Below are 23330 nucleotides of genomic sequence, written 5' to 3' on the forward strand. Positions count from 1 at the left end.
GTGCTCCGAGAAGGGCACCCGTTTTAATATCCGTTATGGTACTTATACATCCAAAGCACGCCGGATTTTAAGAGGCGCGGCACACGACCGGTTAACGGACGATCAGCGACAAGACCAAATCCGTGTTTTTTGCCGAGAGAGCCGAGAATACCTTTTAATTTAATTGGTGGGAATGATTGTGGAGGTTCTTCTCCGTTCCAACGTTTTTGTAGCACTTGGACAATTTGTTCTGCCTGCCCTTCGGCAAGTTGGGCGCTTGGCGCATGCGGCAAGCTAGCACAGTCTCCGACGACATATACGTTTTCGTAGCCAGGAATATGGTGACGGGGTGTTAACACGACACGTCCTTGGGCATCTTTTTCGACGTTTAACTCACGGACGACCCGATTTGGCTGAATGCCTGCTGTCCAGACGACTGCGTCACACGGAATTGGCTGATCATGGTTATACAACATATCTTCGTCTACTTTTGTAATATTGGATTGGCGAATAATGTCGATATGGTGCTCGTGAAACCAATTTTCAACATATTCGCTTAACCGCTCAGGAAACATCGGTAAAATTCGTTCTCCGCGGTCAAATAACATGACGCGCAAATCTGGACGACTTTCCGCCAGTTCGCTTGCTAGTTCCACCCCGCTTAATCCCGCGCCAACAATAGCAACGACTGACTGCGGCGGCAAGTTGTTTAACGCTTGGTATGTCGTGCGCGCTTTATCGATTGATTGAATGCTGTACGTAAATTGTTCCGCCCCTGGAACCCCGTGATATTTATCTTCACACCCTAATCCGATGACTAAATCGTCATATGAAACAGAAGTTCCGTCTTCTAAAAAGACTGCTTGGGCACCGAGATCAATGCGGACAACTTCCCCGAAACGATACGTGAGGCGAGGATGCTCTGGAAATGCTACGCGAATGTCATGGTCACTGATAGTTCCTGCGGCTAATGCATAATACTCTGTTTTTAAACAATGATACGGCACACGGTCAATGAGTGTAATGTGAACGTTCTCATGTAATTGATTTGGGAGAAGGCGAAGCAAAATACGCATATTGCCATATCCCCCGCCGAGCAGAACGAGATGTCTCATGCTAAAATTCCCCTTTGTCGCTGTCTTTTTCCTAAGTAGCTTTTATTATACGCTCTCTTAGGTTGAAGAGAGAGCGATTTGTTATATGCAAAACGTTTACCAAATGCCATTAAAAGTATAGCGAAAATATGACAAAATCACAACAATTTTTCGAAAAAATGATACAGATAAACAATAAAGGTAGCGAATATTACAAAACAGCATATCACAAATTGACGTTTGATAAAAAAATAGTTACGATGATGAACATAGAGAGGTGACGAACGATGATTCAGCCGCTGATCGAATTTTGTGTGAGCAATTTAGCGAATGGCTCACAAAAAGCGCTAGAAATACTGCAAAAAGACCCGAACTTAGATATTATGGAGTACGGCTGTTTAAGCTATTGCGGCAAATGCGCTGATACATTTTTTGCGCTAGTAAACGGGGAAGTGGTAACAGGTGAAACACCGGAGCAATTAGTCGACAATATTTATCGGTTTTTAGAAGAAAACGCAATGTTTTAATTCGTTCAAAAAGTTTTCGGGCATACAAAAAAGCGGCTTTCTACATGCCGCTTTTTTCTTCCGGAGGGGATGATTTTTGCTGCTCACGAATTTCTTGCCAGCGTTCGTGCGCCATTTGCACGATTCGTTTTTCGATTGTTTCTTTCTTTTTTGCAATCACCTTTGAAAAATAAAGAATCGCTTGTTTTGGCTCCCCGAGCCGTCGGTGTAGTTCCCCAATCAAATAAAGGAGCCGTACTTCCGACATGTGTGTGCCTTGAAAATCGTCTTTGCTGTAAGAAAAAGTGTACTCTTGTAAAGCAAGCCGCATAAATCGTTCTTCTTGGGCAGTATTTTCGTACGTTCGGTAAAGCCATGCTAAGCGCATGTATAATCCAGCAAGTACGATATGTTTTTCCCGCTTTAATGTAGCACAATAAATACCAAGTTTATATGTGTTAATCGTTTCTTGAAACGTCCGTTTTCCGTTATAATTCTTTCCGTTCCACGCTTGGCAGATGTTTGTTTGAATTGCCTCGAGCGAGTTCGGCGGAAAATAGGATGAAAACTCTTCTGTTACAGAAAACCCGCAATGCGGACAGACGCTGACGTAATAAAATAGCGGATTTACTTCTTCCGACGGATAATAGGAACAAAAGTCGGTATCGTGTTTTATTGGACGAAGAAAGCGGGAGCGAACTTTTTTCGTCGTATATGATTGGTGGCAAACGAGGCAGTGAACGGTTCGATCGTATAAAGTCTCCATCGTGCTTCCCCCGCATATGTAAGAATAAAGACCTATTACAAACCGATTATACATGGAATAAAACAAAAAAAGAAGATGCCGATATGACATCTTCTTTCAGGTGTATATGAAAAAACGGGGGATATTTTCATTGTTTCCAACGCCTATCTTCTTTATACTTATAGGTAAAAATTTTTTTAGGAGGTGCTTTATGAACACGTTTTCGTTTACGAAAATGCACGGATTAGGAAATAGCTATATATATGTCAACATGTTTGAAGAAACAATTCCAGAGGCACTATTTTCGGAGTTGGCGATGAAAGTATCTAATGTAAACACAGGCATTGGGGCGGACGGGATGATACTGATTTGCCCATCAGACGTGGCGCCAGTAAAAATGCGTATTTTCAATAACGACGGATCGGAAGGAAAAAATTGCGGAAATGGTCTTCGCTGCGTAGCGAAATATGTGTATGAACACGGATTAGTGACGGAGCGCTCGTTTTTGATTGAAACATTGTCAGGGCTTGTACAAGCGGAAGTGTTTGTTGAAAACGGCATCGTGACGAGCGTGACGGTAGATATGGGAATCCCGCGCTTGAAAAGAAGCGAAGTGCCGATGATGGGGGAGGAAGCGGAACAAGTGGTAGCGGAAGAGGTGGAGTTTGCTGGGGAAACGTATGAAATTACGGCTGTTTCGATGGGAAATCCACACATCATTTTTTATGTTGATGACATTACATATGCACCCGTGACGTCGCTCGGACCGATCGTAGAAAAAGATGCTCGTTTTCCAGAAGGAGTAAACGTGGAATTTGTCGAAGTGATAAATGATCAAGAACTACATTTTCGTGTCTGGGAACGCGGTTCGGGAGTAACACAAGCATGTGGCACCGGGGCGTGTGCTGCGGTAGTGGCGTCTGTCTTAAATGGTAAAACAGCCCGCAATAAAGAAACGATTGTCCACCTTGCTGGCGGCGATTTAGTTATTATATGGACCGATGAAGGGAATGTGTTAATGACTGGCCCAGCAGAAACGATTTGCACAGGAGTTTATTATTATTGAACGAAGTAGAGAAAAATCGATATACTGGTAAAAAACAGAAACTTGCTAGTTGTTGAAAACTAAGAGGAGGGAAATCGATGAACGAAGTCGTTACGTTAACGGAAGCAGCGGCGCTACAAATTAAGGATATGATGAAAGAGCACGGGGAAGAAGGGGCATACCTTCGCATTGGCATCAAAGGCGGTGGTTGCAGTGGATTGTCGTATGGAATGGGCTTTGAACAGGAAAAAACGGACGAGGACTATACGTTCGAACAACATGGAATTAAACTGTTAGTTGATAAAGAAAGCGCTCCGATTTTAAAAGGGACAGTCATTGACTATAAACAGTCGCTTATGGGTGGGGGGTTTACTATCCACAACCCGAACGCCATTGCGACATGTGGTTGCGGCTCGTCATTCCGTACGGCAACGAATACTGGAACACCAGAAGAATGTTAATAAAGAGGAGCACAATGCTCCTCTTTTGTTATAAGGTAAGAAAGTATAAAATTTTGCGATTGGGTAGGCTGTCTAGCTCCAAACGCCATCGGTGTGATGCGCTCCGCCCCTTCTTTGGGGGCGATACATGAAGAAATTTCAGTGATTTTGCCCACGCAGAACTAAGCCATGCTCGGTTCGGGCTCTCTTCGACGATAGGCGGGCGTTTTGCGCTTTTCTTATTATTTTCCGATAAACATTTGTGTCCAGTGGTTTCCTCCGCTTTCAAATCCGACCCCGATGTGGGTAAACTGACGGTTTAAAATATTGGCACGATGCCCTGGACTGTTCATCCAAGCGGTTACGACTTCTTGCGGGGTACGTTGCCCTTGGGCAATGTTTTCACCGGCGGTTCGATACGTAATCCCGAAGTCGCGCATCATATCAAACGGTGACCCGTACGTTGGGCTAGTGTGTGAAAAATAATGCTTTTGTTGCATATCTTCCGACTTTTTCTGAGCAACAGCGCTCAGTTGCCCATCCGCTTTTAGCGCAGGAAGCCCAGCGCGCGCCCGCTCTTTATTTGTCAAATCAATAACTTGTTGTGCAAATTGGCTAACTCCAGTTGCCGTTCGCGTCTGTTGTGGCTGAGTCGGAGTAGCTAGTTTCGGCGCTTGCTGTGCCTGTCTTGGCATAGAATAATATGGAAACGTTGGTTGCTCCCATTGCGGCTGAAGCTGTGCCTGCCATTGCCCCGCTTGTTGAGGGCTGATCGGGATAAAGTCGTATTTTGCGTCTTGGATTAATATTGCCCTCGTATGTGGATATTGGCTGCTTGGGATAGAGGTGCGCAACGCAGAAATATTTTGTTTTTGCCCATTATCGTTACGCTCCATTCCCATTTTGTTGCAGGCAACTAGCCCAGTTGCTAGCGCGGAAGCAAGCAAAACCGTCGTTGCTTTTTTAAACAATTGTAATCCCCCCTAGTACTGTAAAATGGGCTTACGGGAGTAGTATTTGCTTCGATGAAGAAAGTAACGGTGGGAATCGCTGTGGCGACTGGAAAGAAAAGTAGAATATAGTTGAGTTGCGATAAATAACGAGGTACACTGTATTTAACAAGGAGGAATTATGATGAAAATGCAATGGAACTTATTATTTGCGATGTTATTTGCACTCGTTGTCGCTATTTTTGCCGTAGCTAATGTGAATGCGGTTTCTGTTAATTATTTGTTTGGAAAAACAGAATGGCCATTGATTCTAATCATTCTAGGCTCGACAGCAATGGGAGGACTTATTGTGGCTTCGTTCGGCTTTTTTCGGATATTTCAATTGCAACGGCAAATAAAAGTACTGGCAAAAGAAAAGAAAGAGCTGCAGGAAAAAATGGATACAATGGAGAAAAGGGATAGTGTGGATGTGGAAAATGAAAAATGAAGAAGGGATAGCTTGTTGAGCCATCCCTTTTTATTAAAACATCGACGAAGAATGAAGCGGTTGCACTTTTGCGCTAGGGTCAATATATGCTTTCGCGTTATTGACGGCGGTTGGCGCTTCTCCAAAACCGCACGCAATTAATTTTACTTTTCCTTCATACGTGCAAATATCCCCGGCCGCATATACCCCAGGAATGTTTGTTTCCATTTTTGAGTTCACTTTAATCGAGTTTTTCTCAATGTCAAGTCCCCATTCTTTAATCGGACCAAGCGAAGAAACAAAGCCATAGTTGACAACGACTGCATCAACCTCAATCGTTTCACGCGCTCCATCTTTCGCGCTTTCAAGCACGACTTTTTGAATGCCGTTTTCGTCGCCGATTAATTCAACAGGGACAAATGGCGTTTTTACGTCGACTTTCGATTTCATTAGATTTTCCACGCTATGTTCATGGGCGCGGAATTTGTCGCGACGATGTACGATTGTTACTTTTTTTGCAATTGGTTCTAACATTAATGCCCAGTCAACCGCGGAGTCGCCGCCGCCGCAAACAAGTACCTTTTGCCCAGCAAATTTGTTTAAATCGTCTACAAAGTAATGGAGGTTTTTCCCTTCGTATTGTGCAGCGCTGTCTAACTCTAGGCGACGAGGTTGGAACGCCCCGTTTCCAGCAGTAATGATGACTGTCTTCGAATAGTGTACCTCTTTATTAGTCGTGAGCTTGAAAATACCGTTATCCTGTTTTTCTAGCTTTTCAACCGACTGTTCAAGACAAACGGTCGGGTTAAATTTTGCCATTTGTTCCTTTAAATTATTAATTAGTTCTTGTGCCCGAATTTTCGGAAATCCTGCGACATCATATATGTATTTTTCTGGATAAAGCGCCGACAGCTGACCGCCGAGCTGTGGAAGGCTTTCAATAATTTTTACGCTTGCTTGGCGCATCCCCCCGTAAAATGCGGTAAACAACCCAACTGGGCCGCCACCAATAATCGTAATGTCATACACTTTTTGGTCTTCTTTCATGATCCCTTCCCCCTCGATTATGAAAAATACAGACACCTACATCATACCATATATAATTCCTTTAGAAAAAAGAAAAAAATCACTTGAAAACAATAAAAAAAAAGCATAATATGTTTTTGAAGAGATTGTTAAGATTTTTCGACAATTGTTCGACATTTTTTTGTCCATCATCGTGAATTTTTTCACAAACTTTTTTCGATAAAATGCAACGAAGCGACACACGCTAGTTGTACACACAAAAAAATTAAAAGGGTGGAAGTGATTCATTTGAAAAAGCCAAATGTCGTTATTTTAGGTGCAGGTTATGGAGGTTTAATGACAACGGTTCGCTTGCAAAAATTGGTTGGGGTAAATGAAGCGGACATTACGCTGGTGAACAAATACGATTATCATTATGAAACAACATGGCTTCATGAAGCATCGGCAGGAACGCTTCATCATGACCGTGTGCGTTATCCAATTACCGATGTAATTGACCGTAACAAAGTACAGTTTGTGCAAGATACGGTAGTGAAAATCATCCCACAAGAACAACGCGTTCTTTTAGAAAAAGGTGAGCTTTCGTACGACTACCTAGTCGTTGCACTCGGATTTGAATCCGAAACGTTCGGCATTAAAGGACTAAAAGAGTATGCATTTTCTATCGCGAATATTAATGCTGCCCGCCAAATTCGCGAACATATTGAATACCAATTTGCAACGTACAATACAGAAATCGAAAAGCGGGAAGAGCGTTTGACAATTGTTGTTGGTGGTGCAGGGTTTACTGGTATTGAGTTTCTTGGTGAGTTAGTGAATCGTGTACCAGAACTTTGCCGCGAATACGATATCGACCCGAAAAAAGTGCGCATCATCTGTGTAGAAGCAGCACCGACTGCGCTTCCTGGCTTCGACCCAGAGCTTGTCGAATACGCGGTTGGTGTGCTTGAGCGCAAAGGAGTCGAGTTCCGCATCGGAACAGCGATTAAAGAATGCACGCCGGAAGGCATTGTTGTTGCAAAAGGTGACGAAACAGAAGAAATTAAAGCAGGTACGGTGGTATGGGCAGCTGGTGTGCGCGGAAGCTATGTCATTGATGAATCTGGATTTGAAGCGATGCGCGGTCGCGTGAAAGTTGATCCGTTCTTACGTGCTCCTGGATATGACAACGTCTTTATTGTCGGGGACTGTTCGTTAATGATTAATGAAGAAACAAACCGACCATATCCGCCGACGGCGCAAATTGCAATGCAACAAGGTGAATTGTGCGCGAAAAACCTTGCTGTTTTAATTCGCCAGCAAGGCGAATTGCAGCCATTTAAGCCAGACATTAAAGGAACGGTATGCTCACTTGGTCACGATGATGCAATCGGTGTTGTTTTTGGAAAGAAAATGTGGGGTTCGAAAGCAAGCTTCATGAAAAAAATGGTTGACAACCGCGCGCTTTTCTTGATTGGTGGACCGTCGCTTGTTGTGAAAAAAGGAAAATTCAATATTTTCTAACCAAAAGGGGCAATTGCCCCTTTTTTTTGCTGAGTAAGAAAGCATATTCTGGTTTACCTATATACATGCAACTGGGGAGTTTAACTTATTTTTCCACTGTCGGAGGCAAGCCGTGCTTGGTTCGAGCTCTCCTCGGTGGGGCTTGTGCGCTCTTCGCCGAAGGCGGGCGCTTTTTTTCTGATTTATTAAAAAAATAAAAAGATGAGAAAATAAAAGAAAATAAGAGCATTCATTAGATGTATTCGCTTACATGAGATAAAACCGCTAGAAATCCTTCTTTTCTTTTTCGATTGGAATTTGGTATATTATCAGAAAATTAAGAAAAAAGAGAGGGATCCTTATGAAACGCAAAGAACAAACAGTATGCCCATATTGTGCAGGGAATGGTTATGTGCAACTTTTGTTAGGTGGTTCGGAAACATGTTATTGCTGTGCAGGGAAAGGAGAAACAAAAAACAACGAATGACTTTCGTTGACTCCCCGTCTATCATTCAGTACACTTAAAAAGGATGTACTGGAGGTGATGGGGATGGAAATGAGTATACCTGTTTTACTCATTTCGATGTTGTTATTTTTTGTTTTGTTTTTTGGTATTGGCTTTCTACTAAACATGATTTTACGAATGTCGTGGTTGCCAGCCATTTTAAGTCCGGTTGTTTTTATTTTTATTATTGATGATGTTAAGTTATCGGCGTATTTTACCGCACCAAGCGCGTCGTTTGCAGCGTTAAAACATAAAATTTTGACATTAGCACCTGCAGATGTCATGATCCTCAGCAGCGGGCTAATTGGAGCAATTTTGTCCGGTGTTGCCATTCGAATATTGCGAGCGAAAGGATATCAAATGTTCTAAGGCTTTCGTCCATTAGGCGAAGGCTTTTTTCTTTTCTCACGTCCTGTCGATGAATATTTGTTTCTCTTTTTGGAAATAAATAGAGTCGTGGGAGGAGTGAGAAAATGAGTTTTGTACGAAGGTTATGCATGACAATCTTATTTGTGTGCGCGCTCTTTACAACATTCCAATCCATTTCTGGGGTAGAGGCGCGTACCATCATTGATTGGATGGACGATTCACCGTTTTCTCTTTTTCAACGCAGCTATTATTTTGCTAATTATTTTAATATAGACTACACCGCAGCTGATGACCAATGGATTCAATACGAGGAACGGGAACAGCCGCAAATTTCATCAGAGGTAGCAAAAAATGATACGGTACGTTTGGAGGAGGCGTTTGATTGGTCACAATATCCATCCACGACCGTTGTCGCTACTGGCTATACAGCTGGGGTAGAATCCACAGGAAAGTCGCCAAGCCATCCAGCATATGGAATTACGTACTCAGGAGTGCGCGTAAAGCGAGACTTATATTCAACGATCGCTGCCGATTTAAATGTGTTTCCAATCGGTACAATTTTGTTTATTCCGGGCTATGGGTATGGGGTGGTGGCGGACAAAGGTGGCGCAATTAAAGGAAACCGCATCGATTTGTACTATGATACTGTAGACGATGTTTATAAGTATTGGGGCAAAAAAACGGTCGAAGTGTATGTCGTGAAAAAAGGTGACGGGAAACTGTCAGAAGATGAATTGAAAAAGTTGAACGAAGATGAAACGATGCAAGTATTTCGCCAACAATACGTACAATCGAAAAGCTAGAAAACAGAAGGGGAGCGGTTGCTCCCTTCTTTATTTTTGCAAAACAGGGTCCACTTCGTCGTAGGTTGGAAAAATGTCGGGATGCAACAATGACGCCAGTTTTTTTAAACCAAGTAATAACCGTGGTGACGGTCGGCAAAAAAGCCCTTCTTCGAGTACGTAAATGCAGTTAGATTGAACGGCTTCAAGTTTGTTCCATCCCGGTCGTTTTTTTACGAGAGATCGGTCGATTTTTTCGCTTTGCACGCCAACCCAAACAAGCGCGATATGCTCTGGCTTTCGCCTACTTACTTCTTCCCAGTCGGTTTGTACATTTGCTTGTTCGATATCCGCAAATAAATTGCGTCCGCCAGCTAATTCGCTTATTTCGCTGAGCCAATTTGTTTTTCCAGGCGTAAAGACCGGCTTTGGCCACCATTCCCAATAAATCGTTGGCGGTTGTTCTATTTTTTTGGCGAGTTGCGTATATTGAGCGATGACATCTTGATATCGCTTGACTACTGCTTTGGCGCACTCTTTTTGTCCGAGCACTTCTCCTAACCGAAGCAAGTCCGCTGCAATCTCTTTTAACGAATGTGGATGAAAAATAAGATGTGGAATGTTTCGTTTTTTCAATTCTTCGATGTTTCGTTCCATGCCAGGAACGCTTAATGAGGCGAGAACAAGATCGGGATTCAACGCCTCGACACGCTCCATGTCAATTTGCAAATCTGGTCCGACGCGTGGAAGGGAATGGACAGATGCTGGCCAATCAGAATAATTATCTACGGCAATTAACCAGTCCGTTTTTCCTAAATAAGCAATCAGTTCGGTATTGCTTGGACAAAGAGAAATAAGCTTCAACAAAATCACCTCTTTTTTCTCATTCGCTTTTTCGTTTTATTTTCCTTGTGGTATTGTGAAAAAAAGGGGGGATTGTTATGTATCCGATGGAGTATTACGAGTTCTTTGTGAAGTTCAATGAAGGAGATTACTATACGTGTCATGATTTGTTAGAAGAAATTTGGATGACAGATAAAGCGAATTTTTTTATTAAAGGGTTGTTGCAAATGACGGTCGCGCTCTATCATTATAGCTATGGAAATGTGAAAGGGGCGCGGTGGATGATGCAGGCGGCAGAGGAGTATTTACAACCATATCGTCCGTTTTACTGGGGTGTTCGTGTAGATGAGGTATGCGTATTTATTCAACGTTGTTTAGCAGCTATGCCGACCGATATCGACCGGGTCGATAGTAGCGCCTTGAACGAGCTGCCACCCCTTCCAACACTCGTCTTATTTTTGTACGACTAGTTGAGAAAAATTAGGTATAATAAAGAAGAATAGAAAGGAAGTGAGCAAATGTTTACAGTAATGCAAGAAATGCCGAGCAATGCAGGGCATGAAGCAATAATCGTTGGGGTGTGTCAACTACCCCCACTTAGCTAACGCTTGAAGTGGGGGCTTGCAACTCCCCAGAAGTGCAAGCGGACTTCGTCCTCCTTCCTTCGCGTGGGGTTGCATGAGGGTGGTTGACGGCACCCCGACCACACAAGTCATGCTTGGGCGGTCACGCCATGATGGTACTCGATTCCCTTTTGGCGTAAGTTTAACGCCCCTACTCGATCATCGTTGGATGTATAGCCACATGCCCCACATATAAACGTATGGATCTGTTTTTTGCGGTTGTTTTTATGTGTAAACCCACATGTTGGGCATTGCTGGCTCGTGTAAGCAGGATGAACGGCAAGGACGTGGCTGTCGTGTAGTCGTGCTTTGTATTCAATGAACGAGCGGAGTTGAGCGAACGCCCATGTGAATCGCACGTATCGGTCTTTTTTGCGAACGCACACCGTATCGTTGATGTCTGTCAAATCCTCTAGGACAAGCAAGCTATGCTTTCCTGCAAACTGAACAAGTGCCTTGCTGACACAATGATTGACATTGGTCATGAAACGGTTTTCTTGTCCAGCGATTTTCTTTAGCTTGCGTTTAGCGGATTTCGTGTTGCGTTGTTGGAGCTCTTTGCGAAGTCGGACGTATCGTGCTTTGACGCTCTGAATGGGAGTGCCCTTGATAAACAAATGACGGTTGTGTGAATCTACAGCGGTCACTAAAAAGCGCATCCCCATGTCCACACCGACCACGTTTTGATACACCGAAGGGGGATGGATCACTTTTTTCGCTGCGACATGCAAGTAGAATTTGCCTTTTTTGTACACAAGTGTACCTGTGCCAAACTCCCAAGAGCCATCGAAATAGCGTTCCTGTCCTTTTGTCAGAAAAGGCATTTTGATTCGTTTGTTTAGCGTGCCAATGCTCATCTGTCCGTCTTTCGTAAACGAGTAGTCTCGATTGTACGAATATTGGAGTTTAGGCTTTTTAAACACCGCTAGCGTGCGTTCGCCATTGGATTTCATGGACGCATAGACACCTGCGACAATGGTACACACATTACACGCCATTTGTGATTTTAGTCCGAACAACTCTCGCAAGTCTCGATACACCAAGACTTGCAGTTTCTTAAACGAGGAAAGCAGATGGTGTTCGTATGCGACTTTCGATGCAAAGTTCAACGCTTGTTTCATCGCTTGCATCGTTTCAACGAGTTGCAGGTGTTGAGCTTCCGTTGGTAACAACCGAATTTTAGCGGTGACGACCAATTCCATACGTTTCACCTCCTTTTTTCATTATATATACAATTATACCATATATTACTGAAAGAATGAACCGTTTTTCGTGCAAAAAATAAAAAAGGGCAATTCCTCCCCCACCTTCCCTTCGCTTAGAGGTGGGGGACTCCTTGCCTAATGCCGTTGAAGTGACGAACACCGATGCGGAAGGTCGCCTTATTTTAGCGGATGCAATTACGTATGCGAAACAACAAGGAGCAAATTGTCTCATTGATGTAGCGACGCTGACAGGTGGAGTCATTATTGCGCTTGGCGTTCATACAACTGGTGCGATGACAAACGATGAAGCACTGTTTGAACAACTGCTCGAGGCATCCGCGGAAACAGGTGAGTTTATTTGGCGGTTGCCAATTACTGAAAAAGATAGAGAACGAGTGCAGAATAGCCCGATTGCAGATTTGAATAATTCTCCAGGTAGGGAAGGACACGCGATTATGGGTGCGGCGTTTTTAGCGGAATTTGCAGAAAATACGCCATGGGTACACTTAGATATTGCTGGCACATCGGTCACGACCAAAGCGTCCGATCTCGGCCCAGCGGGTGCGACGGGGGTAATGGTACGAACGCTCGCGGCGTTTGTTGAGCGATTTGAGAAGTAGAGCTATCCGGGAAGGATAGCTCTTTATTTTTAATGAAATGTTAAGGTAATGTAAATTTTATGTTAAGATTTTTTAAATTTGTTGTAAATTCGACAATTGTTGATAAAATAAGACAGGGTGGCTCAATATCAATACATAAATGGGGGTTTTTGTATGGTTTTTTCATCAAAAAAACGCGATGTTTTTTTTGATTTATTATTTACGATTTCTGAAAACGTGAAAGAAGCGGCGCAATATTTTGTGGAATACAAAATTCAAAATGTTAGCGATTTAAAAGAATTTGCGCGCGTCATGAAAGAGTACGAGAAAAAAGGGGATTCTTTTATCCACGAACTCGTTGTTGCGCTTAATAAAACGTTTATTACGCCAATCGAGCGGGAAGACATCCACCAATTGGCGATGAAAATGGATGATGTCCTTGACGGATTAGAGCAATGTTCCGCACGCTTTGAAATGTTCTCATTTACCGATATCGATGACCATATGGTGAAATTTTTCGATAATATTTACCAAAGCACGATTGAAATTGCTGAAGCATTAAAATTATTAGCAAGCAAAAAGTTGTTAGATATGCGTGCTCACGCAATCAAAATTAAAGACTTTGAAACAAAATGCGATGAAATTTTACGCGCATCAATTAAAAACTTATTTGTGACGCAAAAAGACCCGATTAAACTTATTCAATATAAAGAATTGTACGAGATGTTAGAAGAAATCGCAGATAGTTGTGAAGATGTAGCCAATACAATTGAAACGATTATTATGCGCAACGCGTAAAAGGGGAATTTGTAATGGATACGGTGTTTATACTAACGGTTTTAGTGGTGATTTTTGCGTTAGCGTTTGACTTTATTAACGGCTTTCACGACACAGCAAATGCGATTGCGACATCTGTTTCGACAAGGGCGTTAACTCCACGCCAAGCTATTATTTTGGCGGCCACAATGAACTTGCTTGGGGCGCTGACGTTTACCGGAGTAGCAAAAACGATTACAAAAGACATCGTCGATCCCTTCTCATTAGAAAATGGAGGGATTGTCATTTTAGCAGCGCTAACGGCGGCGATTGCTTGGAACTTAATTACATGGTATTACGGAATTCCAAGTAGTTCATCTCATGCGTTGATTGGTTCTGTTGCTGGGGCAGCGGTTTCTGCCGGTGGATTTGGTATTTTAAACTACGCGGGATTCACAAAAATTTTAGAATCGCTTGTTGTTTCTCCATTTTTAGCGTTTGGCGTCGGGTTTGTCGTCATGAGCTTGTTTCGTATGGTCTTTAAAAATGCGAATTTGTCGAGAACAACAAAAGGGTTCCGCTTGTTCCAAGTAGTGACAGCTGCGATGCAAGCGTACACGCACGGGACGAACGATGCACAAAAAGCGATGGGGATTATTACAATGGCGTTAATCGCTGGGAATTATCATACATCGACGGAAATCCCAGAGTGGGTGCGTCTGTCAGCGGCGATTGCGATGGGGATTGGAACATCGGTCGGTGGTTGGAAAATTATTAAAACGGTTGGCGGAAAAATTATGAAAATTCGTCCGGTCAACGGAGCGGCAGCCGATTTATCTTCTGCGCTCGTTATTTTTGCGGCGACGACATTCCAGCTGCCTGTTAGTACGACGCACGTTGCTTCTTCTTCCGTTATGGGCGTCGGCGCAGCACAGCGTGTCAGAGGCGTCAAATGGGGAGTTGCTCAACGCATCGTCATTACATGGATTATTACCTTGCCGGTTTCTGCGCTTATTGCAGGGTTTACTTATCAGCTATTTAAATTATTGTTTATATAAAAAGTGCATGCCTCGGCATGCACTTTTTTATGCCACATACTTGGAAGCCACCGATTTGCGAATCGTTTGGTAAAAGCGGGGCGCAATCATTCCAGCAATAATAGATAAAATAATGTCTTTTGGCAGCGGCACAAGCATCCAGCTCCAAGCGACACGATAAGAAAATCCTTTTGGAGCTTCCGCCCAATATTTAAGCACCATATACATCCAGTTCGTGCCTACCACGTAGTTAACAACCATACCAGCTAATGATGCAATAATAAAGCGAGCAAGTGATGGGTGGTCGCCTCCCTTTTCGATCATCCAGCCGGTAACGTAAGCAGCAAAAATAAAAGAAACGATAAAGCCAAATGTCGGGCCGGCAATCATGCCAAAACCGCCGGAAAATTTCGCGAAAACAGGCGCGCCGACAAGTCCAACGAGCATATAGACAAACATTGCGAGCGCCCCGAGACGGCGTCCTAATATCGCGCCAGCTAACACGCAGAAAAAAGTTTGTAATGTAATCGGCACGCCGCCAACCACTAAAAACGGCGCCCAAGAGGTAATGTTCGCCCCAATTGCCATCAACGCGACAAATACGCTAACAAGCGTTATGTCAAACGTACGCAACCGCATATGTAAACCCCCTTTTTTTCATAGTTAACAGAATCGTACCGAACAATGCTAGGGATGTCAAGGAGGACGAAAACAGTAATTTTTAAAATATACAAAAGTGTTTAAATATGATAAAATATAGACATGAAACACTATAAACCAAAAGAATTTGCAGAAATGTTACATGTGTCGGTAAAAACGCTACAAAGATGGGATAACGAAGGCGTATTGAAAGCTTACCGAAACCCAAAAGTGAGGAAGTTGAAAAAGAAATTAAAGCGAGAACAACGCTCCTTATCTCGCAAATACGAAAATCTAAAGAAGAGAGGTGAAAAGCCTGCTACGAAAAGAGGAGCGAATATAGACAAAAATATTTTTAGGGTGCAAAAGCTCCATGCTCGATTGGCGAATATTCGCTTGGAGTACGTGAAATTTGTAGCGAATGAAGTGGTGAGAACCAAGCCACGATACGTCGTCATCGAGAACTTGAACGTCAAAGGGATGATGAAAAACCGTCATTTGGCTAGATCCATTGCAGAACAATGTTTTTATACGTTTCAAACATGGCTCATTCATAAATGCAAAAAATATGGCATGGAAGTAAGACAAGTCAGTCGATTTTATCCATCGTCGAAAATGTGTTCTCGTTGCGGGCATATGAAAAAAGACCTCCAGTTATCGGATCGGATATATGTTTGCGATGGTTGTGGTCATACGATGGATAGAGACCTTCATGCGGCAACATCCCTTTTACGTGCAACAGACTATATCGTTCTCACGTAACGAGGACGGTATGGATGTACCGATGGCTAGTCGGGAATTAACGCCTGTGGAGAGCCATGCAAACGATAGTAGCCTTTTGGCGAGGTCGGGTTCGTTGAAGCAGGAACACTCTAAAAATATAGGTTTGTCTATATTTTTAGTAGCAGTTTCTGAATACCGTTCTATTGATGAGGGAAAATAATTACGGGAGGGATACCATGGAGCAGAAAAACTGGAAAAAGGACACCGCACGCGCAAATGAATTTGGGGCGAAGGAAGATTTTGTGCATGTCAGTAACCGAAAAAAAGATTACGATTTGCGTGATGTAAGAGAAGTCGGGAACAAACAATTCCAAGAAAAATAAGCTGTTTGGTGCACCAAACAGCTAAAAAATATTCCAGCGCAGTCCAATTACTAATTGGCAGCATCCTCCGGCAGAGGAAGGGGACAATGTCAAACGAATGCCATCGGGATTAAAATAAATATCGACTTTCGAACGAATGCCTAACGATTGAACCATTTGCTGCACTTGCTTTGTTTTCCCTTGTTGGGCGAGCGACATAATTGTCATAGCGAACGACTTGGACTGGGAGAATTTGGATAAAATGGAACTTGCATCTTTCATTAACAATTGCGCGGTCGTCGCTGATTGGCTAAACAAGGTTGGGTCAACGGGAGGGTATTGGCGAAAATCATACGGAAACATCTTGATCCTCCTTATGCGTTTTGTATCACTATATGTAAAAAACAAAAAGAGCGAGCCAATTTTAGCTCGCTCTTTTACATTAAATAGCGGAAAAACAAATAGAAGTGAGACAATAACAACGCGACTAGCGTTAATGGTGCGCCGATTTTCAAAAAGTCCATATAGCTAAAACCATGTCCTTCGCGCGACGCAAGGCCGGCAACGATGACATTCGCAGAAGCACCAATTAACGTTCCGTTTCCTCCCAAACACGCACCAAGCGCCAACGCCCACCATAGCACATCAATTTGCGGTGAGTCTGGTGATAGTCCCATACCTACTGCCATCTCTTTAATAAGCGGGATCATTGTTGCCACGAACGGAATGTTATCAATGGTTGCTGACGCAATGCCAGACACCCAAAGAATAAAATAGGAAGCGACAGAAATATTATCACCTGTGACGTCCAATGCTTTTTCTGCTAAGCTTTTCATTAAGCCGATATCGACAAGTCCGCCGACGAGTGTAAACAGCCCCGCAAAGAAGAAAATCGTAACCCACTCGACGGAAGCAAACACGTCTTCTACCTCATGTTCGTGTACGCCGATAACCATAAGAATGGTAGCACCGGTGATAGCGATGACAGCGGCATCGACATGGATGACGGAGTGAAGAATAAACCCTAAAATCGTTAACGATAAAACGGACACTGATTTTTTTAATAGCAATGGATCTTTAATGTAGTCCCTTTCATTCAAGCTCATGAGCTGTTCAATGAGCTTTGCATCCGATGTTAAATGACGGCGATAAATAAGCGCAATAATCGCTGCTGTCACTAGCATAATCACAATAACGATCGGAGTTAAGTTAATTAAAAAGTCGTTAAAATCTAAATGTTTATTCGCCGACCCGATCATAATGTTCGGCGGGTCACCAATTAACGTCGCTGTTCCACCGATATTGGAAAATAGCACCTCTGAAAGTAAATAAGGTACTGGATTGACGTGTAAAATACGCGTAATCGAAAACGTAACGGGAACGATTAAAAGAACGGTTGTGACGTTATCGAGAAACGCGGACAAAACAGCAGTTAACAATGATAAAATGATTAAAATGCGCAGCGGCTGCCCTTTTGCTGCTTTTGCCGCTTTGATGGCGACATATTGGAAAAATCCCGATTTACTTGTAACATGAACGAGAATCATCATCCCGATTAAAAGCGTAATCGTTCCCCATTCGATATGATGAGTAAACGCTTTATGCAAATCAACAATTCCGAAAATGACCATCCCTGCTGCTCCGAGTAAAGCAATGACCGCACGGTTTATTTTTTCTGAAATAATGATTGCATACGTTGCTAAAAAAATGGCAATCGCTAAATAATATTGCACGTTTGACACGGTTGTTACTGTTTCGTGCAACGGTTTCTCCTCCTTATTGAATCGTTGTGCCGCAAGATGGACAATTAATGCTTGCAGGGGCTTTCAATTCTTTTATGTAAAAAGAAAATTGGCAGCTCGCACAAGTGAATTCCGTGAGGCGATCAATAAATAGCTTGTTTGATGGTCGCTTTGGAACTGAGGTGTCGACAATTTCAACGTGGATATGTTCCCGCGTGTCATCTTCCGCAAGAACGAGTCCTTCCGCATCTTCTTTCGAACGCCAACCACTATCGATTAAGTGCTGCTGTAGTTGGCTATGAGAAGCGTGGGAAAGCATTTCTTCTGCCAATTTCATATACTGTTCATTTGTTAAAGAAGCAAATGGGACTCCCGTTTTTCTCTTTTCCCAAAACGCTTTTAATTGTTCTTCTGTGCAAATGAATGTAACAATCTTATGAATAACTACGTTTTTCAATCTTCATTTCCCCCTTTGCTGATGGAGTGTTACCAAGTTTATTATATCGTCTTTATGGTGTGTGCTCAAAACCATTTTAAAGATTATTTTTTTGTATTTTCTGAAAAAAATAAGTGAAACCATGGCATCTCGTGATATAATGGAAAAAAAGATGTCCGTGTCCAATGTAAGCGGAAGGAGGCTTTCGATGCAAGAGCGTCCGTATGTATTTCTCGATTTTGAGTTTACGATGCCAGAAAATAAAACAACCCCAAGGGGATTTTTCCCAGAAATTATTGAGGTTGGTCTTGTCGTTGTTGCTGGGAATGAAGTATGCGAACAATTTTCTTCCTATGTGAAACCTACTTCGTTTCCGGTATTAACAGAGCGGTGCAAAAGTTTCTTGAAAATTACGCAAGCCCAAATTGACGAAGGTATTTCGTTAGCAGAACTTGTGGAACGGTTAAAACAATACGATGCCCTTCGCCCGACGGTGATTACATGGGGAAGTATGGATATGAAAGTGTTAAAGCATAATTGTGCCCGATCGAACCTTCCATTTCCGTTCACTGGGGAGCAGCGAGATTTAGCGATGGAGTATAAAATGTTTTTCGGCGAGCGGAACCAGCCGGGATTGCGCCAAGCGGTTCAGGAATATGGAAAAGAAGGGGTAGGCAAACCACATTGTGCGCTTGACGATGCGTTTACGACATATAATATTTTTAAGCTAGTGGAGAAAGATAAAACATATTTAGCGAGACCATCGCAGCCGACGCTTGGCGAGCGAATTGATTTTAGTCAATTGCTAAAAAAATTTGCATTATAACAAGCCAAACCATACAGTCTGCTGGTTTGGCATATTTGTTTTTGGTATAATGAACGGGAAAATGAACGCGGAAAGGTTGATGGAGCGATGACGTATTTATTGGGGTTGTTTTTATACTTTCCGGAAGATAAGAGAGAATACATTCCCGCAGCGATTACATGCACGCTTTTTTTAATTGCAGCGATTTTAACAATGCGGCTTATTATGAAAATTTCGAAACGCCAAGAAGAAAAAGCAAAACAGTTTGAAGAACGGTTGCGGAAAGAAAATGTGATTCAAGATAAACAATAGTAGTTTGTACAAGTCCTCTTTTGGCAATACTGAAGAAAAAATGTGTTGCGAAAGGGGATTTTATGTTTCGAAAAGTAGGTGTATTAGCGGTGGCAATCACGCTAATCAGTGGCTGCCAAGAAGGGAATCCAACCGAAATAAATGTAAAAATGGTGAATAGCGCGGGAGATGTATTAGGAACTGCGAAATTGTCGGAGCAGCCAAAGGGGGTAAAAATTTCCTTGGACTTAGAAGGATTGCCGCCGGGAGAGCATGCGATTCACATTCATGAGAAAGGAATGTGTAAAAAACCAGATTTTCAATCAGCAGGAAATCATTATAATCCAGAAGGAAAAAAACATGGTCTATTGCATCCGGAAGGGGCTCACGCAGGTGATTTACCGAATTTGATTGTGAAAGAAGACGGAACGGTAAGGACAGAGCTTTTTGCGCCGCAAGTGACATTGAAAGAAGGAAAAGGCACATTGTTAACGAAAGAAGGTACCGCATTAGTCATTCATGCGGGCAAAGATGACGGCATGACACAGCCAGCAGGGGATGCAGGTGGCCGCATTGCGTGTGGGGAGATTAAAAAAAGCTAGCCAGAAACGGCTAGCTTTTTAGCATTCGTTGAAAGCAATCGTTAACCGGCGAAATGCTTCTTGTAGTGTTTGTCGCGTACAGGCGACGTTTAGCCGAATAAACCCTGTACCTTCTTTGCCAAATTTGCTGCCCATTTCCACGGCGATTTTCCCTTTCTGAAGAAGCCGTTGTTTTAGTTGTTGTTCTTCCATGCCAAGTTCTCGGCAATCAATCCAAACAAGGTATGTTGCTTCTGGGCGAATTGGGTGTAATTTTGGAAAAGAAGTGTAAAAAAATGCGCACGTCTGCTCGATATTTTGTTGGATGTACGAAAGCAGCGCATCGAGCCAATCGCTACCATGTCGATAAGCGGCTTCTGCACCGATGACAGCAAACGTATTTAACGTGAAAAAGCCTTGGCGCTGTTGGGCGGCGTCAAACTGCTTTTTTCGTTGGTTATTCGGAATAAGGATGCTTGCACATTGCAGCCCTGCTAAATTAAACGTTTTTGTCGGTGCGACGCATGTGATGCTAATGTCAGCGAATGCCTCATTGATGGAAGCGAACGGCGTATGTTGGAACGGCGGCAACGTTAAATCAGCATGAATTTCGTCGCTGACGACGAGAACGTTGTTTTCGACGCAAAGTGTCCCTAGCTTTATCAGTTCTTCTTTCGTCCAAACCCGTCCGCTTGGGTTATGTGGGCTGCAGAGCAACAGCATTTTTGCCTCTTGTAGTTTTTCTTGTACATCTTCCCAATTGATCTCATATCCTTTTTCTGTTAATAGGAGCGGACTTGTTACAAGCTCTCGCTCGTTTTTTTCAACTAGCTGAAATAGTGGTGGATAGACAGGAGAAAAAACGACGATCCGGTCATTAGGTGCTGTAAATGCTGTAATAGCCGTGGCGATGGCAGGAACGACGCCGATAGAAAACGACATCCATTCTGGACGTATCGCCCATCGGTGGCGTATTTTTAGCCAGTCGCTAATGGCTTCTTTCAACGAATATGGAATGGCGGTATAGCCAAAAATTCCGTGTTCTGTACGCTTTGTAATCGCCTCAATGACGGCAGGCGGTGCAGGAAAGTCCATATCAGCAACCCACATCGGCAGCACATCACGTACCCCGAAAAATCGCTCTGTTTCGTCCCATTTCACTGAATGGGTATGACGTCGTTCGATAGGATGGTCAAATGAATACATAGCCAATCTCCTTTCTTTATTTTCCCTCATGACGTATAATGTTGGCATATTCTTTTTATGAAAGGCAGGAACGAATATGAATCAACATTTAAACCGCTCGTTGCTTGCTATCGTTCAACAATGGAATCCATTTGGTTATAGCATAGATGTCTACGAAATAGAGGCAGCTGACGTTGTTCGAGCTGTCTATGAGTATGAGGATGTCGAAAAGCTTGCCCGAAAAATCCAAGCTATTTATGAATTCGCGTTTGAACAAAAAATTCCTCTTGCTAAATGCATAGCATTGGCGCACGAGCTATTGATGATGAAAGCAGACTCAGAATGCACATTGTAAAAAAACGAAATTTTTTACGTGCAAATTTAATATAATTATGCGAAAATTCTAAAAAGGGAGGGATTGACGATGAAGTTAACAGAAAAAGAGCTAGAAATCGTCGAAATCGTCGAGAAGAATGCGCGAATACCGCTCGACACACTTGCAAAAATGACGGCGCTAACGGTCGAAGAAGCAGAGTCCATTTTGAAAAAACTGGAGGAAACAAAAGTGATTGTGCAATACGCCACCATTGTCGATTGGCGCAAAATTGACGGTCATGAAGGAGTAACCGCAATGATTGATGTGAAAGTGACACCGAAACGAGGAGTCGGTTTTGATGAAGTGGCAGAGCGCATTTATCGCTTTCCGGAAGTGAAATCAGTTTACTTAATGTCAGGAGCATACGACTTATCGGTCGTTATCGAGGGGCGCTCGATGGCAGAAGTTGCTCATTTTGTGTCAGAAAAGCTGTCCACGCTTGATTCAGTTATTTCGACGACGACGCATTTTATTTTGAAAAAATATAAGCATGACGGCACCGTGTTTGACCAAGGAGACCAAGATCGCCGCATCGTGGTGGCACCATGACACGGGCAACGAAAACGTACGTTTCAGAAACGGTTAGTCGTCTAAAGCCGTCAGGGATTCGTCGTTTTTTTGATTTAGCGGCAAGCATGGAAGGCGTCATTTCGCTCGGAGTGGGAGAGCCGGATTTTGTGACAGCATGGAGTGTTCGCGAAGCATGTATTTTGTCGCTTGAGCAAGGGTATACATCGTATACGGCAAATGCAGGATTATTAGAGCTTCGCCAAGAAATTTCTTCCTATTTGTCGCGGAAATTTGGGTTGTTCTACCGCCCAGAAGGTGAAGTGTTAGTAACGGTCGGGGCAAGCCAAGCGCTCGATTTGGCGCTAAGGGCAATCGTGAATCCAGGCGATGAAGTGATCGTGGTGGAGCCGAGTTTCGTGTCGTACGGGCCGCTTGTTGCATTAGCCGGAGGAGTGCCTATATCGGTTCGGACAAACGGTGCTGACCAGTTTAAGTTACGACCGCAACAAATTGAAGAGGTTGTTAGTTCGAGAACAAAAGCGTTAATTCTTTGCTCTCCAAACAATCCAACGGGAACGGTATTAAACCAGGAGGATTTGGCAGCGATTGCTCGCCTCGTCGAAAAATACGATTTGCTCGTCATTTCAGATGAAATTTATGCCGAGTTAACGTATGACGAACCGTATACGAGCTTTCCGGCGGTCGAAGGTATGCGGGAGCGGACGATTTTAGTGTCCGGGTTTTCGAAAGGATTTGCGATGACCGGCTGGCGGCTAGGGTTTGTCGCTGCACCGGAAGAGGTATTGCAAGCGATGTTAAAAATTCATCAATATACGATGATGTGTGCGCCAACAATGGCTCAGTATGGGGCGATCGAGGCATTAAAAAACGGGGAACACGATGTAGACGAAATGCGTAAAAGCTATCGCCGCCGCCGCAATTATTTTGTTCAGTCATTAAACGACATTGGTTTGCATTGTCATTTGCCAGGTGGCGCGTTTTATGCGTTTCCATCGATTGCTTCTACGGGAATGGCGTCCGAGCAATTCGCAGAGCGATTGTTACTGGAGGAAAAAGTAGCGGTGGTGCCTGGGAGTGTGTTTGGTGCCAGTGGAGAAGGTTATGTGCGTTGTTCCTATGCTTCCTCGCTCGAACAGTTACAAGAAGCGATAAAACGAATGAAACGGTTTTTATCACGACTATAAAATTCCGCCGCAAATGCGGCGGA

General features: G+C 43.3%; 31 protein-coding genes and 1 pseudogene. 21 read left to right on the forward strand and 11 right to left on the reverse strand.

All coding sequences use genetic code 11. From position 1 onward, the window contains the following. Positions 1 to 23: 23 nt before the first annotated feature. On the reverse strand, positions 24 to 1094 hold the full coding sequence (locus tag GFC30_RS03155) for an NAD(P)/FAD-dependent oxidoreductase (RefSeq protein WP_066322875.1): 1071 nt from the start codon (positions 1092 to 1094) through the stop codon (positions 24 to 26). A 269-nt stretch (positions 1095 to 1363) separates the two neighbouring features. Between GFC30_RS03155 and GFC30_RS03160 the strand changes: the two genes are divergently transcribed. Then, the gene (locus GFC30_RS03160) at positions 1364 to 1600 is read left to right on the forward strand and encodes a YuzB family protein (RefSeq protein WP_458294214.1); all 237 of its coding nucleotides are present in this window, start codon (positions 1364 to 1366) and stop codon (positions 1598 to 1600) included. A 40-nt stretch (positions 1601 to 1640) separates the two neighbouring features. Here the strand turns inward: GFC30_RS03160 and GFC30_RS03165 are convergent, their stop codons facing one another. Further along, a complete protein-coding gene (locus GFC30_RS03165) occupies positions 1641 to 2345 on the reverse strand; it encodes a DUF2225 domain-containing protein (protein ID WP_066322877.1) in 705 nt (234 codons plus the stop codon). Between the two features lie 190 nt (positions 2346 to 2535). Between GFC30_RS03165 and dapF the strand changes: the two genes are divergently transcribed. Next, a complete protein-coding gene (gene dapF / locus GFC30_RS03170; RefSeq protein ID WP_066322878.1) occupies positions 2536 to 3390 on the forward strand; it encodes a diaminopimelate epimerase in 855 nt (284 codons plus the stop codon). 77 nt (positions 3391 to 3467) lie between these two features. Further along, on the forward strand, positions 3468 to 3830 hold the full coding sequence (locus tag GFC30_RS03175) for a HesB/IscA family protein (RefSeq protein ID WP_066322879.1): 363 nt from the start codon (positions 3468 to 3470) through the stop codon (positions 3828 to 3830). 221 nt (positions 3831 to 4051) lie between these two features. Here the strand turns inward: GFC30_RS03175 and GFC30_RS03180 are convergent, their stop codons facing one another. Next, positions 4052 to 4780 (reverse strand): CAP domain-containing protein, encoded by a 729-nt coding sequence (locus GFC30_RS03180; RefSeq protein ID WP_066322880.1) that lies wholly within the window; start codon positions 4778 to 4780, stop codon positions 4052 to 4054. Positions 4781 to 4943: 163 nt separating this feature from the next. Between GFC30_RS03180 and GFC30_RS03185 the strand changes: the two genes are divergently transcribed. Beyond that, positions 4944 to 5246, forward strand: a complete 303-nt coding sequence (locus GFC30_RS03185) for a LapA family protein (protein ID WP_066322881.1) — start codon at positions 4944 to 4946, stop codon at positions 5244 to 5246. A 33-nt stretch (positions 5247 to 5279) separates the two neighbouring features. Here GFC30_RS03185 and yumC read toward each other — a convergent pair whose 3' ends face one another. Continuing rightward, entirely contained in the window at positions 5280 to 6272 is a 993-nt protein-coding gene (gene yumC / locus GFC30_RS03190) for a ferredoxin--NADP reductase 2 (RefSeq protein ID WP_066322882.1), read from the reverse strand. A 258-nt stretch (positions 6273 to 6530) separates the two neighbouring features. Between yumC and GFC30_RS03195 the strand changes: the two genes are divergently transcribed. From GFC30_RS03195 to GFC30_RS03205, 4 genes are all read left to right on the forward strand, one after another. Next, positions 6531 to 7754 carry an NAD(P)/FAD-dependent oxidoreductase gene (locus tag GFC30_RS03195; RefSeq protein WP_066322883.1) on the forward strand — a complete coding sequence of 408 codons (1224 nt, stop codon included), beginning with the start codon at positions 6531 to 6533 and terminating at the stop codon, positions 7752 to 7754. Between the two features lie 340 nt (positions 7755 to 8094). After that, positions 8095 to 8220, forward strand: a complete 126-nt coding sequence (locus GFC30_RS17035; RefSeq protein ID WP_158512125.1) for a YuiA family protein — start codon at positions 8095 to 8097, stop codon at positions 8218 to 8220. 63 nt (positions 8221 to 8283) lie between these two features. After that, positions 8284 to 8607: a YuiB family protein gene (locus tag GFC30_RS03200; protein ID WP_066322884.1), complete on the forward strand. Its 324-nt coding sequence runs from the start codon at positions 8284 to 8286 to the stop codon at positions 8605 to 8607. 104 nt (positions 8608 to 8711) lie between these two features. Next, on the forward strand, positions 8712 to 9410 hold the full coding sequence (locus GFC30_RS03205; RefSeq protein WP_066322885.1) for a 3D domain-containing protein: 699 nt from the start codon (positions 8712 to 8714) through the stop codon (positions 9408 to 9410). 30 nt (positions 9411 to 9440) lie between these two features. Here GFC30_RS03205 and GFC30_RS03210 read toward each other — a convergent pair whose 3' ends face one another. Next, positions 9441 to 10253: a cobalamin-binding protein gene (locus GFC30_RS03210; RefSeq protein WP_066327071.1), complete on the reverse strand. Its 813-nt coding sequence runs from the start codon at positions 10251 to 10253 to the stop codon at positions 9441 to 9443. 77 nt (positions 10254 to 10330) lie between these two features. Between GFC30_RS03210 and GFC30_RS03215 the strand changes: the two genes are divergently transcribed. Further along, positions 10331 to 10702, forward strand: a complete 372-nt coding sequence (locus GFC30_RS03215; RefSeq protein ID WP_066322886.1) for a DUF309 domain-containing protein — start codon at positions 10331 to 10333, stop codon at positions 10700 to 10702. Between the two features lie 242 nt (positions 10703 to 10944). Here GFC30_RS03215 and GFC30_RS03220 read toward each other — a convergent pair whose 3' ends face one another. After that, complete coding sequence (locus GFC30_RS03220) at positions 10945 to 12057, reverse strand: RNA-guided endonuclease TnpB family protein (protein WP_066322887.1); 1113 nt, start codon at positions 12055 to 12057, stop codon at positions 10945 to 10947. A 146-nt stretch (positions 12058 to 12203) separates the two neighbouring features. Between GFC30_RS03220 and GFC30_RS03225 the strand changes: the two are divergent. From GFC30_RS03225 to GFC30_RS03235, 3 genes and pseudogenes are all read left to right on the forward strand, one after another. Next, positions 12204 to 12680, forward strand: a pseudogene (locus tag GFC30_RS03225) (leucyl aminopeptidase); the annotation flags it as partial. A gap of 153 nt (positions 12681 to 12833) precedes the next feature. Beyond that, on the forward strand, positions 12834 to 13457 hold the full coding sequence (locus tag GFC30_RS03230; protein WP_066322889.1) for a DUF47 domain-containing protein: 624 nt from the start codon (positions 12834 to 12836) through the stop codon (positions 13455 to 13457). A 14-nt stretch (positions 13458 to 13471) separates the two neighbouring features. Beyond that, entirely contained in the window at positions 13472 to 14473 is a 1002-nt protein-coding gene (locus GFC30_RS03235) for an inorganic phosphate transporter (RefSeq protein ID WP_066322890.1), read from the forward strand. A gap of 27 nt (positions 14474 to 14500) precedes the next feature. On the opposite strand, the gene GFC30_RS03240 is transcribed toward GFC30_RS03235, so the two are convergent. Continuing rightward, on the reverse strand, positions 14501 to 15091 hold the full coding sequence (locus tag GFC30_RS03240) for a biotin transporter BioY (RefSeq protein WP_066322891.1): 591 nt from the start codon (positions 15089 to 15091) through the stop codon (positions 14501 to 14503). A gap of 123 nt (positions 15092 to 15214) precedes the next feature. Between GFC30_RS03240 and GFC30_RS03245 the strand changes: the two genes are divergently transcribed. Genes GFC30_RS03245 through GFC30_RS17125 form a run of 3 tightly spaced genes read left to right on the forward strand, consistent with a single transcriptional unit; the run spans position 15215 to position 16197 of the window. Beyond that, positions 15215 to 15853: an RNA-guided endonuclease TnpB family protein gene (locus tag GFC30_RS03245; protein WP_084256173.1), complete on the forward strand. Its 639-nt coding sequence runs from the start codon at positions 15215 to 15217 to the stop codon at positions 15851 to 15853. 10 nt (positions 15854 to 15863) lie between these two features. After that, the gene (locus GFC30_RS17040) at positions 15864 to 16034 is read left to right on the forward strand and encodes a hypothetical protein (protein WP_158512126.1); all 171 of its coding nucleotides are present in this window, start codon (positions 15864 to 15866) and stop codon (positions 16032 to 16034) included. A gap of 16 nt (positions 16035 to 16050) precedes the next feature. After that, complete coding sequence (locus GFC30_RS17125; protein ID WP_169806988.1) at positions 16051 to 16197, forward strand: hypothetical protein; 147 nt, start codon at positions 16051 to 16053, stop codon at positions 16195 to 16197. A gap of 21 nt (positions 16198 to 16218) precedes the next feature. On the opposite strand, the gene GFC30_RS03250 is transcribed toward GFC30_RS17125, so the two are convergent. From GFC30_RS03250 to GFC30_RS03260, 3 genes are all read right to left on the reverse strand, one after another. Next, on the reverse strand, positions 16219 to 16539 hold the full coding sequence (locus GFC30_RS03250) for a YuzC family spore coat inner layer protein (protein WP_066322892.1): 321 nt from the start codon (positions 16537 to 16539) through the stop codon (positions 16219 to 16221). Positions 16540 to 16613: 74 nt separating this feature from the next. Then, positions 16614 to 17939 (reverse strand): ArsB/NhaD family transporter, encoded by a 1326-nt coding sequence (locus GFC30_RS03255; protein ID WP_066322893.1) that lies wholly within the window; start codon positions 17937 to 17939, stop codon positions 16614 to 16616. 13 nt (positions 17940 to 17952) lie between these two features. Then, entirely contained in the window at positions 17953 to 18375 is a 423-nt protein-coding gene (locus tag GFC30_RS03260) for a hypothetical protein (RefSeq protein ID WP_066322894.1), read from the reverse strand. A gap of 187 nt (positions 18376 to 18562) precedes the next feature. Here GFC30_RS03260 and kapD point away from each other — a divergent pair, with 187 nt between their 5' ends. The 3 genes from kapD (at position 18563) to GFC30_RS03275 (ending at position 20052) form a co-directional block, all read left to right on the forward strand. Beyond that, positions 18563 to 19180 carry a 3'-5' exonuclease KapD gene (gene kapD, locus GFC30_RS03265; RefSeq protein ID WP_066322895.1) on the forward strand — a complete coding sequence of 206 codons (618 nt, stop codon included), beginning with the start codon at positions 18563 to 18565 and terminating at the stop codon, positions 19178 to 19180. A gap of 87 nt (positions 19181 to 19267) precedes the next feature. Next, positions 19268 to 19471, forward strand: coding sequence for a hypothetical protein (locus tag GFC30_RS03270; RefSeq protein ID WP_066322896.1), 204 nt, complete (start codon positions 19268 to 19270; stop codon positions 19469 to 19471). 62 nt (positions 19472 to 19533) lie between these two features. Beyond that, a complete protein-coding gene (locus tag GFC30_RS03275; protein ID WP_066322897.1) occupies positions 19534 to 20052 on the forward strand; it encodes a superoxide dismutase family protein in 519 nt (172 codons plus the stop codon). 18 nt (positions 20053 to 20070) lie between these two features. Here the strand turns inward: GFC30_RS03275 and GFC30_RS03280 are convergent, their stop codons facing one another. Beyond that, a complete protein-coding gene (locus GFC30_RS03280; RefSeq protein WP_066322898.1) occupies positions 20071 to 21237 on the reverse strand; it encodes a MalY/PatB family protein in 1167 nt (388 codons plus the stop codon). A 76-nt stretch (positions 21238 to 21313) separates the two neighbouring features. Here GFC30_RS03280 and GFC30_RS03285 point away from each other — a divergent pair, with 76 nt between their 5' ends. The 3 genes from GFC30_RS03285 to GFC30_RS03295 all read left to right on the forward strand — a co-directional run bounded on the left by GFC30_RS03285 (position 21314) and on the right by GFC30_RS03295 (position 23307). After that, positions 21314 to 21571, forward strand: a complete 258-nt coding sequence (locus GFC30_RS03285; RefSeq protein WP_066322899.1) for a DUF1871 family protein — start codon at positions 21314 to 21316, stop codon at positions 21569 to 21571. A 69-nt stretch (positions 21572 to 21640) separates the two neighbouring features. Further along, the gene (locus GFC30_RS03290) at positions 21641 to 22141 is read left to right on the forward strand and encodes an Lrp/AsnC family transcriptional regulator (protein ID WP_066322900.1); all 501 of its coding nucleotides are present in this window, start codon (positions 21641 to 21643) and stop codon (positions 22139 to 22141) included. Continuing rightward, entirely contained in the window at positions 22138 to 23307 is a 1170-nt protein-coding gene (locus tag GFC30_RS03295) for an aminotransferase (RefSeq protein ID WP_066322901.1), read from the forward strand. Before GFC30_RS03290 ends, GFC30_RS03295 begins: the two co-directional genes overlap by 4 nt. The last annotated feature ends 23 nt before the right edge of the window (positions 23308 to 23330 follow it).

Source organism: Anoxybacillus amylolyticus (assembly GCF_001634285.1).
Lineage (GTDB): Bacteria > Bacillota > Bacilli > Bacillales > Anoxybacillaceae > Anoxybacteroides > Anoxybacteroides amylolyticum.